The sequence below is a fragment of the Candidatus Ozemobacteraceae bacterium genome (genome assembly GCA_035373905.1).
Classification (GTDB): Bacteria; Muiribacteriota; Ozemobacteria; order Ozemobacterales; family Ozemobacteraceae; genus MWAR01.
The window spans coordinates 1-14726 of the sequence record DAOSOK010000064.1 but is presented as its reverse complement, the minus strand read 5'-3'; the positions used below and the strand labels follow the sequence as shown (position 1 = coordinate 14726).

The following is a 14726-nucleotide window of genomic DNA, read 5'->3' as shown; positions in this document are numbered from 1 at the left end:
CACAAGGTCATCGTCATGATCGATGTGGGAGACCTGCGCGAGGGTATTTGGCCCGACCGTGCTCCGGAGTTCGTCGCGAAGGCGAAAGACCTCAAAGGCATCGACGTCATCGGGCTTGGTTGTAATCTCGCCTGTTACGGCGGGGTTATCCCTTCGGAACAGAATATGAACCTCCTCCTCAAGACCCGGGAAGAATGTCGTCGCGCTTCCGGCCTCGAACTGCCGGTTCTCTCCGGCGGCAACAGTTCCGGTCTCCCGCTGCTGGCGTCGGGCCGCATGCCGCATGGAGTCAACCATTTCCGCGTCGGGGAGGCGATCGTGCTCGGGAGGAACGTGATCGACCGTTCCCCTTGGCCAGGAACGCGGCAGGATACGATGATCGCCGTCGGCGAGGTGATCGAGGTCGAGCGCAAACCGTCGGTGCCGATCGGGGACCGGGGGCAGGACGCGTTCGGCGGCTCACAGGAGTTCGTTGACCGCGGACTCCGGCGCAGGGCGATCCTGAACATGGGGCGACAGGACGTCGTTGTGGACGGCATCACGCCGATCGATCCGAAGATCATCGTCCTGGGCGGTTCGAGCGATCACCTTCTTCTCGATGTCGAAGAGGCCGCGCAGGCCGTCGAGGTCGGCGGCACGGTTTCCTTCTATCCCGGGTATGGAGCGCTTCTTGCGCTCAGCACATCCTCATACGTCCACAAGGTGGTCATCAAAGGAGCCTGAAATGTTGTATCAGACGCACGCGCGCGTTCATCTCGACAACATCCGCTATAATCTGGACGGCATCAGGCGTGCCGTGGGCCCGGACCGCAAGATCATGATCGCCGTCAAGGCGAACGCCTACGGCCATGGGGCGATCGAAGTGTCGAAGATGGCCCAGAAGATCGGCATCGACTGGCTGGGCGTCGCGACGGTTCCAGAGGGCATCCAACTCAGGCGGGCGGGGATCAGATTGCCGATTCTCAAGCTGAGCCCCTGCTTCCCCGAGGAGATGGACGCAGCGATCGAGAGCGGTCTCACGATCACGGTTTGCGAAAAGACGAACCTCAAAGCCTTGAACGAAGCCGCCGGCCGGCTTCGCAAACGGGCGAACGTGCATCTGAAGATCGACACGGGCATGGGACGCATTGGCTGCCAGCCGGAAGAGGCGCCCGATCTCGCCGGATTCATCGCCGGCGACCTGACGAACCTCGTCCTGGAAGGGGTCTTCACGCATCTGCCGGTGAGCGATGACGCGACGCCGACTTTTACCGAACGTCAGATTGCCGGTTTCAAAAAGGCCGTCGATTCAGTCGAGAAGAGGATTCACGGAAGAATTCCGCTCGTGCATTGTGCCAATTCGGGAGCGGTGCTCGGCCACCAGGACGGGTGGTTCAACTTGGTCAGACCGGGGATCATGATCTATGGATTTTATCCCTCGAAGGAGACTCCCCAGACGATTCCGTTGCGTCCCGGCATGTCGCTCCTGACGCGCGTCTCGTTTCTCAAAAAAGTCACGAAGGGCACGTCGATCGGGTATGGTCGAACCTGGATTGCTCCCGAAGACACCTGGATCGCGACATTCCCGGCCGGATACGCGGATGGCGTGAACCGTCTCTGGTCCAACCAGGGCCGGGTGCTGATCGGCGGAAAGTCCTGTCCGATCGTCGGCAGGGTCTGCATGGACCAGTCGATGGCGAACCTCGGCCCTCGCACGCACGTCCAGGTTGGCGACGACGTCGTCCTGATCGGCTCCCAGGGCGGCGAGGAGATCACCGCGCAGGAATGGGCGGACAAGCTCGGAACGATCACCTACGAGGTCACCTGCCGCATCGACTCACGCGTGGAGAGAGTGTTTGACCCATTCGAATGACGGGCCTGTCGCATCCGATTCCATAAACGAAACAAAACCCCCGAACGAATCGTTCGGGGGTTTATAATAAAGTATGCTATTTTACTATGCCGATGACGGCGAGCGCAGCTATGACGACACCGATCAGACTTTCGCCTGCGATGAAGCCCGAGCTGACGGGCACGACGGTTCGTTCCGCGATATCCTTGTCTTTCTTCTCGAGGACCAGGGTGATGCAGGCGCCGATGAACATCGAGATCGTGTTGAAGGCCGGGGTGGTGAATGCGAGGCCGAGGCCGGTCGCAGAGGGGATATACTTGCGGTATTCGGGCCACCTGCGCTCGGCGAGCACGATCAGAATGCCGAGGATGCCGCCGATGACCAGCGAAAGCTGGGCCGACCAGTGCAGGGTCGAGAAGCCCTGCGCGAGCATGGCCGCGACGCCTTTCCAGGTCTGCGCGCCCGGGGCGGGCCATTGGTCGGAGCCGAGAACGTCGGGGGTCGGGATCAGCAGGTTGTAGGCCGGCACGACGAACAGCGAGCCGGCGATGACGCCGAAAAACTGCGCCCAAAACTGCTGTTTCGGGTCGGCCTTGAGGATGTAGCCGGTCTTGAGATCGGTGAGCAGATCGGCCGAGTGGAGGCCGACGCCGCCCGTGACGTTCGCCGTCATCAGGTTTGTCGTGACGTTGCCCGGGTCGAGGATGCCGAACGTGATCTGCGTGATCTTGCCGAGCGCGCCGGTCGGGGTCGTGTCGGTCTCGCCGGTGGCGCGGCAGGCGACGATGGCGATGAAAAAGCCGAGGATGACGGAAAGCAGACCCATCCAGTATTTGATGCCGAAGAAGAGGTGTTCGAGATAGACGATGATCGGGGTGAAGATGAGCATCCCGATGAAGAACCAGAGCATCGGGACTTCCTTCTCGAAGGCCGCGTCGACCTTCTTTCCCGTGAAAGCTGAGCCGACGCTCTTGATGGCGCGAAGAACGGATTTCCACTGGAACGCGAACGCCAGCAGCCCGCTCGTGAGAATCATCGCCGAGCCGAACCAGACGCTCCAGGCGACGATGTTCTTGTATCCGAGCTTCGCGTCGATGATGCCGTTCGAATACAGGAGCGGGGCCAGGATGGCGAAATTGATCAATGCGCCCAGCAGCATGCTCCAGGCGGCCCGGAAGCCCATGATCGCGCCCGCGCCGATCATGATCAGGCTGCCTTCGAAGGAAAGCGTGAACTTCTCGAGTGGCTGGCCGGCGATGGTGATATACGGAATCTTGATTTTTTCGGGCAGGTTCCAGGGCATGAACGAGGTCTTGAAGTCGCGCAGGAACGCGACGATGGCGCCTGCGATACCGCCGATGCCCAGCAGACGGGCCTTGTCTGAACCTTCGCCGCCCTTGCTGTGCAACGCCTGCAGCGTCTCAGCGGCCGCGATGCCCGTCGGGAACCGGAGCTTCTCGACGTTGATCATCTGTTGCTTCATCGGGATGGCCATGATGACGCCCATCATCGCGATCGAGGAGATCCAGAAGAACATCGTCCAGGCGGGCATGGGTTCGCCGGTGAGCATCATCAGCGCCGGAATCGCGGCGACCGTCCCGCCGCCGGTCATGTATCCGGCGGCGCTGGCGACGGATTTCAGGTAGTTGTTTTCCTGCAGGTCGAGGCCGGTCTTGATGATGCCGGCCCGGTGCATGAAAGCGAAAATCGCGAAACCGAGAATGCCCGCGGTGATCGAGACGCCGATGCTCCAGCCGGTCTTGAGCGCGACATACAGGTTCGACAGGCTCATGATACCGCCGAGAATCATGCCGGTGATGACGGCGCGCGGCGTAAGCCTGAACGAAGTGTCGTAATCAATCACCTCGGGATGTTGGACATTCGGATCGATGGCGGCTGACGGCTGGTTCACGATGTTTCTCCGGATGGGGAATGGGCCCGCCGAAACGGGTGTTACCAATTTACCAGAACTCCGCTTCTCGTTCAGCATACTTTTTTCTTGCATGCTCCCCGGCGTTGCCCTACAATGCACGCCATGGGAGCAAAACCCCTCACAAACGAAGTGTTCGATCAGATCCGCGAGGCGCTTTCCTTGAAAGAGTTCGCGCGGCCCTGGGCCGTTCAGCTCGATGACGGCGATCTCGGCACGGTATTCACGTATATCCCGCTGAGCCCGGAAGAGTTCAAGGTGCTCGGGCCGGCTCTCCAGAGCTACGTGTACGTGATCGGGAAAGGCCGCTACGGCCTCGTCGGGCATGTTCCCAAGAGTTTCGACGCCGCCGAGGAAGGCGAGATTACGGGCGTGACGGTCGTCTACAACCTGTATCACACGATCGTCGAGATGTCCTACATGCTCGAGGGGCATCAGCACCCGTTCCGCGTGTATCACACGATGCGTCGCGACAAGCTCCTCGAATACGCGAAAAAGAAGAAGATTCCCGTCAAGACGGTCATCAGATCGTAACCTGCCGAAAACCTGCGCCCGGAACAGGCTTTTTTTCTCTGCCTTCATGTATAATGGGCGTCGCTGGTCGTGTGACATGATCCCGTGATGGCAAGGAGAGGATGTATGAAGATCACATTCCATGGTGCCGCCGGCTGCGTGACCGGATCCTGTTACGAGGTCGAGACGGGTGACATCAGGTTCCTCGTCGACTGCGGCATGTTCCAGGGCAGCAAGACCCTGCGCGAACGAAACTACGGCGCGTTTCCCTTCGCACCCGGCGAGATCGATTTCGTGCTGGTGACCCACGCGCATATCGATCACACGGGACTGCTGCCGAAGCTCGTGAAACACGGCTTTTCGGGCGCCATCTGGGGAACCGGCCCCACCGTCGACCTGATGGGATACATGCTTCCTGACTCGGCGCGCATCCAGGAGTCCGAAGTTGAGATGAAGAACCGCCGCAACGAACGGAAGGGGCTTGAAGAACTTCAGCCGATATATACTGAAGAAGATGCAAACAAGACCCTCACGCTCATGAAGTCTGCGAGAGAAGGTGAGGCGATCGAACCCGCGCAGGGCATTTCCGTGACGTTCAGGAACGCCGGCCACCTCCTCGGCTCCGCGTTTCTCGACATCCGGATCAGGCGCGAAGGCGTCGACAAACGCATCATTTTCTCGGGAGACCTCGGCTCGAAAGACCATCCGATCATCAAGGACCCGGAATACGCGAGCGACACCGACATCCTTCTCGTCGAATCCACCTACGGGAACCGCGTGCGGCCGCCCGACGACAAGGAAGCTCGCCTGAAGCAGCTTTCGAAGGTCGTCAACGACACGATCAAGCGCGGCGGAAACCTCATCATCCCGGCGTTCGCGGTCGAGCGGACCCAGGACCTGATGCACGATCTGACCATCCTGATGGAGCGGCGCGAGATTCCCGAGGTGCAGGTGACCGTCGATTCGCCGCTGGCCAGCGACTCGACCAAGGTGTTCGCGAAGTATCCCGAGCTGTATGACGAGGATGCGACGAACCTGCTGAAGAAGCGCGGAAAACTGTTCGACGCGAGCCATTTCCGCTTCACGCGCTCGGTCGAGGAGTCGAAGGAACTCAACAACGCTCGCGGCTCGATCATCATGTCGTCGAGCGGCATGTGCGACGCAGGCCGCATCAAGCACCATCTGCGCCACCAACTCTGGAAACCGCAGAACACGGTTCTGTTCGTCGGCTACCAGGCCGAAGGCACGCTCGGAAGGCTTCTTCTCGACGGCGAAAAGACGGTCCGCATCCATGGCACCGAAGTCGCCGTCAAGGCCAGGATTGCCGACATGTCAGGCTATTCCGGCCATGCCGACCAGAACGGCCTGTTGGAATGGGTGTCGAAGATTCCGGCCGTGCGCGACAGGGTGTTCATCGTTCACGGGGAAGACGATGCGCGGAACGAGCTTGCCGCCAAAATTCGCGAGATGAAAGGGTTCGCCGTCGATGTGCCGGCGCTTGGCCAGACGGTCGATCTCATCGCGCTTCCCGCGACTCCCGCCGCCACTCCGAAACCGGCGCCCGCCGCCGTTCCGGAACTTCCGAAGGTCGATTCCTACAACCTCTACGCCGGTCTCATGCTTCAGTTGGCCGATTTCATGCGCTCTCAGAGCGATGAAGACAAACGCCGGACGATCCTGCTGCGCATCTCGGAAACCCTGAAACAAGCCTCCTGAACGCCGTCCCCGATATCCTGCCGGCCGGCCCGGCAGCGGAGGTGATGGAATGATGCCGGCAAAAACCGGCGGCCACATCCGGTTCGTCGCGCTCGTTCTGATGCTCGTGGTTTGCGCGTTCATGGTGAAATACGCTCCATTCCTTCGGCGAGGCACACTGCCCGCTGGTGGATCCGGGGTGCCGGTCGGTCCAGCCGTTCTCGGCGTCTCGAAGACCGTCGACGTTTCACTCCGGGCCGATGGTGCGCCATCGCGGAGCGGCGAGCGCGTCGCGATGGTCGAGACGATTCGGGGATACGGCATGACGGATGAGACGATACTGTGCGTCATGGCGGCCGTGCCGCGTCACGAGTTCGTCCCGTTCCCGTACGGAACGGCGGCATACGACGATTCCCCTCTGCCGATCGGGTACGGTCAGACAATCTCGCAGCCGTATATCGTCGCAGAGATGACCCGGCTGCTGCGGCTGGCTTCGGGGGCGAAGGTGCTCGAAATCGGCACGGGCTCGGGATACCAGGCCGCCGTCCTGGCCGAACTGGGACACCGTGTCTGGACGGTCGAGATCATCCGGGAACTCGCCGAATCGGCGGCGGAACGGCTCGGCCGTCTTGGATACGGCGAGGTGCGCGTGCGTCACGCGGACGGCTATCACGGATGGCCGTCCGAAGCTCCCTTCGACGGCATCATCGTCACATGCGCCGCCGGCGAGGTTCCGCCGCCGCTGATAGACCAGCTCGCGACGGGCGGTCGCATGGTGATCCCTGTCGGAGCTCCGTTCTCGCCCCAATGGCTCCTGGTCGTCTTCAAGGGCGATGACGGCTCAGTCACCAGCGAAGCTGTCATGGGGGTGCGCTTCGTTCCCCTCGTCAGGAAAGATGAAGTCCGCAAATAGGGAAAATTCTCTCATATCCGGCCGCCGTTCGGGGCGGCGGCTCCATGCCGCGTTGTTTTTTACCTCGTTCGCGCTGATGCTGCTGGAATTCGGACTGATGAGACTGCTTGCGGAGAGGTTCTGGAGCCATTTTGCCGGCATGATCATCGGCGTCGCCATGCTCGGTTGCGGCATCAGCGGCGCGCTTCTCGCCGTCCTCCGGACGTGTTCCGTCTTCGGCCGCGTCCTGACAAGTCGTTCCGCCATGGTGGCGTTTGCTCTGCTGGTGCCCGTTGCGCTTGCGGGAAGCGGCTGGGTGAAATTGAATCCATTATATATAACATGGGACGTATATCAAAGCGTCCATCTCCTGTCGCTCGAGTTCGTCGCCCTTCTGCCGTTCATCGCCGGCAATCTGGGGATCGCCGCCTGCTTGTTGGAGGCGGGCGAGTGCGTGGGCGCGGCTTATGCCGCAGGTTTCTTCGGCTCGGCGGCGGGAGCCGTTTTTGGGATGTTGCTGCTCTTCCGGTTCACGCCCGTCGGATTACTCTGGATCGCCGCTTGGTTGGGGGTTGCCGCAGCGTGGATGCTGGGTGAGAAGGGAGACAGCCGCCACACCGCGATCGTCTCCGCCGCGGGAATCGTTCTCGCGGGAATGCATGTCGTGGTGCCCGCCGAGCCCGCGATGTCGGAATACAAGGCCCTTCCCGTCTTTGGATGCATGCCGGAAACCGTTTCTGTACACACCGCCAGAAGTCCGCTCGGGAGACTCGACGTCCTGGAAGGGCCGAATATCCATCTCGCTCCCGGTCTCGAACTGGGATATCGCGGAACCGTGCCTTCCCACTCGGTTCTTCTTCTCGACGGGGATCAGCCTGCGCCGGTGTATCGCTGTCGGGACGATCGGGAGCGCGGCTTCCTCGACCGCATGACCTCGGCCGTCGCATACTCGTTTCTCGACCGGCCCGAAGTTCTGGTCGTCGGCGTCGGCGGGGGGGCTGATATACATCAGGCAATATTGAAAAAGGCCGGTTCGGTGACCGCTCTCGAGATGAACGACGCGGTGATCGGTGCGTTACGGGGGCCTCTGCGCGAGCGCAGCGGAACTATCGCTTCGGTGTTGGGCGTGGTCATCCTGAACAGGGAAGCGCGAAACTACCTTGCGACGACCGTGAGAACCTACGACCTGATCCAGATGTCTCTGGTCGATGCGTTCGGTTTCGCCGGCGCCGGTCTGCGGGCAGGCCAGGAGTCGTATCTGTTCACGGTTGAAGCGTTCGAGGAGATGGTGCGGCGTTTGAAGCCGGGCGGGGTCATCTCGGTGACGCGATGGGCAGAGGTGCCGCCGAGAGACGCCCTCAAGATCGTCGACGCCATGGCCCAGGCGCTCGAAAGGGCCGGCGCCGATCCCGCCGCGAACATCGTCATGATCCGCAACTGGGCGACCGTGACCATCCTGTGTTTCCGAAATCCGCCCGCTCCGACGGCGTTGAGCGCAATCCGACGCTTTTGCGCGGAGCGGTCGTTCGATGTCTGTCGCATGCCCGACTCGACGGCTTCCGGGACGAGCCTTCATCACCGACTCGACAGACCCTGGTATGAGGAAGGCTCCGAAGCCCTGCTCGGGGACGGGCGCAACGAATATATCAATGCATATCCTTTCCGGATTTCCGCGGCAACGGACGATCGACCATATTTCTACCATTTTCTGAAATGGAGCAGCCTTTCCGACCTGTTCGCGCAGTTCGGCAACAGGGCCCGCCCGTTCGTCGAACTCGGCTCGTTGTTGATGGTTCTGGCCATGATCCAGGCGGGTTTCCTGACCGTCCTTCTCCTGCTGTTTCCGATCGTGGTCGTCCGCGGATGGCGAGGGGTGTCGCGGAAAAATATGGCGTCGCTCGGCTATTTCTGCGCCATCGGCGCCGGATACATGCTTCTCGAAATGGGGTGCATGCAGAAGCTCGTCCTTTTCCTCGGCCACCCCGTGTATTCCGCGGCCACGGTCATCGCCGGCTTCCTCGTCTTCAGCGGCCTCGGAAGCATGGCAAGCGACATTGTCGCGAAACGCCCCGGAAAGGCCGGCATAACGGGCGCCGCTGTCGTCGCCCTGCTCGCCGCTTCCAGCCCGTGGCTGCTCGATGGGGCGATACGGATCGCCATGCACCTTCCCGACTGGCAGAAGTTTCCTCTGGGAATGCTGTTCATCGCCCCGCTTGCGTTTCCCATGGGCATCTTCTTTCCCCTCGGGTTCCGGCACATCATGAAAACCGACGAAGACCTGGCTCCCTGGGCATGGGGCGCCAACGGTTTCGCGTCGGTTCTGGCGACCCTGGGCGCCCCCCTCCTCGCGATGCGTATCGGCTTCAGCGGGCTCGCCTTCCTCGCCGCCGCCTGCTACCTGTCGATCGCGCTCTTCTGGCTTCTCCAACGGCCCGACACCGGCGAGAGCTGAGACGAAAACCGCTGTCTGCGCAAAACGAACGGTACACCCGGAATCGTTCGGGGAACGGCTCGCTCAGCAGCGGGAACGGTCGGCGATGAAGTTTTTGATGCTGCGGTCGTAGGTGGCTTCACCTTCTTTCGTGAAGAGGCAGCCGGGAACCTCGCCGTGAGTGCGGTGGTAGGCGATGCATTCGCAGCAGACGCCCTTGCGGGGGCAGGGTTCGTAGGTGCATGTGCACCCGGGGATGTTTTTCCTCTTGCAGTTGCCTGACATGGCATTCCTCCGTAATAATATATAATAAAATGAATATATCTGGCGTGAAAACGGCCCATGCCGCGCCGGCGGCGACGCTATCGCGACCGTTCGTTCGAGACGAAGATGCCGGCGCGGCCCGGGAGGGGGCATTTGTGTTCGCAGATGCCGCAGCCGATGCATGTGTCGGCGACGACGTAGGGGTATTTTATCATGCGTTTTGTCCCGTCGGGAGCGGTTGCCTCGCGCAGTTCGAACCTGATCGCCTTGTCGGGAACGGGGCAGTGCTCCTCGCAGACCAGGCAGTCCTCGTTCCGGCGATACGGGATGCAGAAATTCTTGTCGAACACCGCTCTTCCGATCGGGTGCCTGTATTTCTCGTCGAGCGACAGGTTTCTGATGACGCCGGTCGGGCAGACCTGGCCGCAGAGGTTGCAGTTCGCCTCGCAGTATCCGGTGCGCATCTTCGCGACCGGCGCCCAGAGGCCCGAAAGACCGTTCTCGAGACCGTCGGGCTGAAGACAGGCGCCGTTCGAGGCGCAGACGCGCACGCACTGGAGGCACCGGATGCAGTGGCGCCGGAACGCTTCCTCGTCGATGGCGCCCGGCGGCCGGAGCAGGCCGGTGGTGACCAGCGGTTTCTGGGGTAGGATGCGTTCCCCGGCCGCCATGGCGAGGCCGCAGGCGGCGGAACCGATCAACTGTCGCCGCGTCAGATCGACCGGGGCGGGAACGGGCGAGCCGGCGTGGAATTTCCTGACGATGGCCGACGTTCCCGGCGGGCAGACGTTGTCGCAGAGGCGGCACTCGATGCACTCGGCGGGATTCACCTGCCGTGGATTCTCCTCGATCGCAGCCATCGGACACTCCCGGCTGCATCTTCCGCAGTTGACGCAGCTTTCATCGATGCGTCGCGAGTGGAGCCGGTGGGAAGCGCAGAAGCCGAGCAGCGCCCCGGCGGGGCAGACAGAGCGACACCAGAACCGTGGCCGCCAGAATTCCAGAACGAGGATCGCCGCTCCGAGAGCGAACAGAGGCCAGAACTGCCACGGAACGAACTGGGCTTCGGGCATCATCCACTTTGCGACCGAGCGCTTGAACCCGATGAAGCCGGGAATCCAGTTGAGGTTGGACGCAATACTGCTGAATATATATGTTGTGAGCGGATACGCGACCCCGGTCACGAGGCGGTTGAACAGGGCGAGGGGATCGAACCAGCCCCAGAAGGGGCCTCCCGCGAGGGCTGCAACGGAGAGAATGACCAGCAACGCGTATTTGGGCCAGCGCAAAAAGCCAAGGATCGAAGAAGCCGATTCTCCGGCTTTGGGTCCGAACAGCCGGCGCCATCCGTCGAGCGTCGCGCCCAGCGGGCACAGCCAGCCGCAGAAGAAACGTCCGAAAAGCGGCGTCAGCAGCAGAATGACGATCCCAGGTCCGTAATGCAGTGCCGGTTTCAGGCTTGCAAGCGAATCGAGAACGGCCCCGAACGGGCTGAACCTGAGCCCCAGATCGACCGGCGCCCACGGCCTGAACGGAAACCGCGCCGCCAGAAAAAGGGCGATGAATCCCAGAAGTGCCACCAGCTGCGAAAGTCTGCGGATGGTTTTCATGTGATTCAAGACGGCTTACAACGGGAAATACCGCGTGACGCCAACCCAGAACTGTCTCGGCAGTTCCGCGCCCGAGACGGGCAGATGGTCGTTGACCGGCACGTAGTAGGAAGCACCCCAGTTCCATTCCGGGGTGAGGGTCTGGGAAATCCCGTAGGCGACCATTTTCGATGGGCCGCCGGCATAATCGATCAGCAGCCAGACCGGCCGTTTTCTGTGCTTGATGATGACGGCATCGAAGCCGGCGAGCACGTCGTCATTCGACTTCCTGTCGGTGTCGGCCCAGGAATAACCGAACAGGTTCCACTGATACCCGAGGTGAAGGCGGAAGTCCTTGAACGCATGCGAGAGCACGAGATACGGCGAGGTGCGGTAAAACCCGAAATCGTCTCCGTAATCATGCGCGCCGATATTGAACGCCCCGACGGCGAATGACACCTTGTCATTGCCGGTTCCCTGGGTGCAGATCTGGTATTTGAGATTGAATGACGTTGGCCCCGCATAAAGTCCGGATTCTGTGCCTGAGAACGATGTGCGTCCGACCACATCGACCCCGAATTCCATTTTCTTCAGGCCATACCCGAGCGAATAGATCATCGATCCCGGCGTGTGGACGGAATCGCGGCTGGCATCTTCGGTGAAATAGTATTCGTAATAACTCGCCTGCAGCATCAGGTTGTCTGCAGGGATCAGGTCCGTGCTGGGAATGGAATTCAGGAGAGTCGGCAACGCCGAAACGGCGTTGCTGGAAAGCATGACCAGGCCGATCAGGACAAACGTAAGACGTCGAGTGAAAAAGGGAAACATGGTGTTCTCCTGGCTGAAGACGAGATCCGGTGTCTCAAAGCCGTTCGCGAGCTTGCCTGCCTGGCTGGGTTGCGCCGAGACTAGTCTTTTTTCATCAATGGCGCCAGTCAGCGGCTGGATTGTTTCGATATTCGCCAATATATCATAGGTGATTCCGGCTGCATGAACAGTGCCAAGCGACGGTGTCACGAGAACAGGGCGCCGATGCTTTCGCCGGTGTGGATGCGGTCGATGGCCTTGGCGAACAGCTTTGCAACCGAAAGCACTTGAAGATTCCCGATCCGCTTGGATTCTGGAACTTCCACGGTGTTGGCCACCATGATGGCGGTGAGGTCAAGCGCCTTCAGCCGCTCCATGGCGGGGCCGCACAGCACGGGGTGGGTGGCGCCGGCGTAGAGTTTCCTGGCTCCTGCTTTTCGCAGGGTGTCGACGGTGGAAACGATCGTGCTGGCCGCGGCGATCTCGTCGTCGAAAATGATCGCGTCCTTGCCGCTCACCTCGCCGATCACCAGGCCGTGTTTGACCTTTTCGTCGCTGATCCGGCGCTTGTCGATGATGGCCATGGGAATGCCGAGGCGTTCGGCGAACTTCCCGGCGCGCTTGCCACCGCCCGCGTCGGTCGCGACCGCCACGGCGTTGCTCAGGTCGATGGTCTGGCGGGCATGGTCTGCCAGCGTGGGAATCGCGCTCAGATGATCGACGGGAATCGAAAAGAAGCCGTGCACCTGGTCGGAATGCAGGTCCATGGTCAGCACCCGGTCGGCGCCGGCGGTCTGCAGAAGGTCGGCGATGAGCCGTGCGGTGATCGAGATCCTGGGCGCATCCTTCTTGTCGGACCGCGCGTAGGAAAAATAGGGGATGACCGCCGTGATGCGCTTGGCCGACGCGCTGCGCAGGGCGTCGAGAATGATGAAGAGTTCCATGATATGGTCGCTCACCGGCTCGGTGAACGACTGGATGACGAAGATATCCCGTTCCCGCACGTTCTCTTGGATCTGGACGGAAATGTTGTCATTGGAAAACGTCGAAATATCGAGTTTTCCCAGACGAAGCCCGAGATGCTCGGTCACTTCCTCCGCGAACTGCCGGTTCGATCTTCCCGCGAAGACTTTCAGCAAATCGATCATGGCTGCACTCCCGGATCAGGATAAAAGCACTCTATCAGATTCCCGCCGAATGTGGCAGCGTCTTTTTCCGCAATGCCTCTGGAAAGGGGGATGCACCAATGATGATACCATCCTTCGGATGAACATCCGATTCCTGAACACGTTCCATCACACGAGCGTCGATGTGTGGTCAGTTGTCTGAACGGATATTGATGATACTTTCCCCGAAGGGAGAAGACCGTTTGACAGCGGAGTTCGCGGTGGTTCCCGAAGAGGACGTGAAAGCGATCAGCCGCGCGACCGGAGCAAGGGTTCGCAATCGCGACGAGGTGATCTTTGCCAGGATGGCCGATCCAATTTCGCGCAGCCGGTCGGTGCGCCCCAAGGCGTCGGGATCGGAAGAAGCTTGTCGAACTTCGAAATCCCCGAGATCGGCGAGCGTTTTACAGACGGCCCGAAGCCGGAGCTTGGCAAAATTGGGGTTCAGATATGGATAATAATATCTGCACTGGTTTACCAACGAGATGAACAGCTTGCCGTTCACTCTCGCCGGATCTGCGAGAAGCCGGTCATTTGCCGCGGAAAAGAGAATTGAGATGGCTTCATTGATTTCAGGAAGATCAGCCTTTTCTTCATCCGTGAGAAGGATCGGGCCGGCGTCGGGGAAAAGGTTGCCGCGGCTGTACTCGTAGATGGCTCTGGCACCGGCACGCCAGGAATGGTCCTTGTTGACCATGACCATGTTTTCCTCGCTTCCCGGGTTTCCGTAGGACCAGGTGAGGATGCCGGCATATCCGCGACGTGCCTGCTCGAAATACGCGCGCCAGTTCTTTCCCTGGAAGGCGTAATCGGCATCGGGTTTGTTGGTGCGAGGACCGCATTCTCCGAGAATGACCGGCTTGTCAAGCCCCAGGTCGGAGGCGGCGGGAAGCACCGGATTGTCCTTGTAGGAGTGCCAGTCGTAAAAATCGAGACCAAGCCCCGAAAACCTTCCGGCCTTGAGGCTTGCCTCCTCATGCCAGCCGCTTGTGCTTGTCACTTGTATGCCGGGAACGGCCGCGTGGAAAGCATCAGCACATGCCCTGATGAATGCGCGCATCTCCTTCCAGGAGCAGCCGCCCTTCAGACGGAGAGATCCGGAAAGAGCTTCGAGGCCGGTGATGGCGCCTTCCGCCTCATTGATGATATCGACGGCCCAGAAAGCCGGGTCTTTGCCAAACTCCTTCAGGAAGGGAACCGCGGCATTGTTGATGTAGGAAGCCCGCACCTTCGCGTCGGTGATGATGCGCATGTGCCGTCCGCCCTGCTCCTCGCGAATGAGATGGTTCAATAGAGACCAGTATACCTTTACGTGGTGCTCGTTCGCCTTCTTCATGATGGTCCGGCAGTTCTCGAGAAAGACAGGGTCCAGGCCGGTGACTTCGTGATACGGATAACGGCTGTCCGTTGAGAGGTCCCTGGTGAACATCAGGCCTTCCTGACGCTCGAAGGCCCAGATGCGGACGAGAGGACAGCCCATCTTTTCGAGGTTTGCGAAGATGGTTTCGCATTCCCGCTCGGAAAATCTCGGCTGCCAGCCGCCTTCCGCATGATGGCTCTTCGCTATTCGGCGTGGGTAGGGTAGAATCAACGATCCATCGTCTCTGA

General features: G+C 60.7%; 12 protein-coding genes. 6 read left to right on the top strand and 6 right to left on the bottom strand.

The window, feature by feature from the left end; genetic code table 11:
• On the top strand, positions 1–723 hold a 723-nt coding region (locus PLU72_19660; protein HOT30400.1), incomplete at its 5' end, for an alanine racemase.
• 1 nt (position 724) lies between these two features.
• Entirely contained in the window at positions 725–1852 is a 1128-nt protein-coding gene (gene alr / locus PLU72_19655) for an alanine racemase (protein HOT30399.1), read from the top strand.
• A gap of 76 nt (positions 1853–1928) precedes the next feature.
• Here alr and PLU72_19650 read toward each other — a convergent pair whose 3' ends face one another.
• Positions 1929–3743, bottom strand: a complete 1815-nt coding sequence (locus PLU72_19650; protein ID HOT30398.1) for an OPT family oligopeptide transporter — start codon at positions 3741–3743, stop codon at positions 1929–1931.
• Positions 3744–3866: 123 nt separating this feature from the next.
• Here PLU72_19650 and PLU72_19645 point away from each other — a divergent pair, with 123 nt between their 5' ends.
• From PLU72_19645 to PLU72_19630, 4 genes are all read left to right on the top strand, one after another.
• Entirely contained in the window at positions 3867–4295 is a 429-nt protein-coding gene (locus PLU72_19645; protein HOT30397.1) for a hypothetical protein, read from the top strand.
• Positions 4296–4400: 105 nt separating this feature from the next.
• Entirely contained in the window at positions 4401–5990 is a 1590-nt protein-coding gene (locus PLU72_19640; protein ID HOT30396.1) for an MBL fold metallo-hydrolase, read from the top strand.
• A 49-nt stretch (positions 5991–6039) separates the two neighbouring features.
• Positions 6040–6882 carry a protein-L-isoaspartate(D-aspartate) O-methyltransferase gene (locus PLU72_19635; GenBank protein HOT30395.1) on the top strand — a complete coding sequence of 281 codons (843 nt, stop codon included), beginning with the start codon at positions 6040–6042 and terminating at the stop codon, positions 6880–6882.
• Positions 6866–9313: a hypothetical protein gene (locus PLU72_19630; GenBank protein HOT30394.1), complete on the top strand. Its 2448-nt coding sequence runs from the start codon at positions 6866–6868 to the stop codon at positions 9311–9313. Before PLU72_19635 ends, PLU72_19630 begins: the two co-directional genes overlap by 17 nt.
• A gap of 63 nt (positions 9314–9376) precedes the next feature.
• Here the strand turns inward: PLU72_19630 and PLU72_19625 are convergent, their stop codons facing one another.
• From PLU72_19625 to PLU72_19605, 5 genes are all read right to left on the bottom strand, one after another.
• Positions 9377–9577 carry a DUF6485 family protein gene (locus tag PLU72_19625; GenBank protein ID HOT30393.1) on the bottom strand — a complete coding sequence of 67 codons (201 nt, stop codon included), beginning with the start codon at positions 9575–9577 and terminating at the stop codon, positions 9377–9379.
• A 77-nt stretch (positions 9578–9654) separates the two neighbouring features.
• On the bottom strand, positions 9655–11166 hold the full coding sequence (locus tag PLU72_19620; GenBank protein ID HOT30392.1) for a 4Fe-4S binding protein: 1512 nt from the start codon (positions 11164–11166) through the stop codon (positions 9655–9657).
• A gap of 15 nt (positions 11167–11181) precedes the next feature.
• Positions 11182–11973, bottom strand: coding sequence for a hypothetical protein (locus PLU72_19615; GenBank protein HOT30391.1), 792 nt, complete (start codon positions 11971–11973; stop codon positions 11182–11184).
• 185 nt (positions 11974–12158) lie between these two features.
• Positions 12159–13100 (bottom strand): ribose-phosphate diphosphokinase, encoded by a 942-nt coding sequence (locus tag PLU72_19610; protein HOT30390.1) that lies wholly within the window; start codon positions 13098–13100, stop codon positions 12159–12161.
• Between the two features lie 169 nt (positions 13101–13269).
• Positions 13270–14726 (bottom strand): hypothetical protein (locus tag PLU72_19605; GenBank protein ID HOT30389.1); only part of this gene is annotated, 1457 nt, incomplete at its 5' end.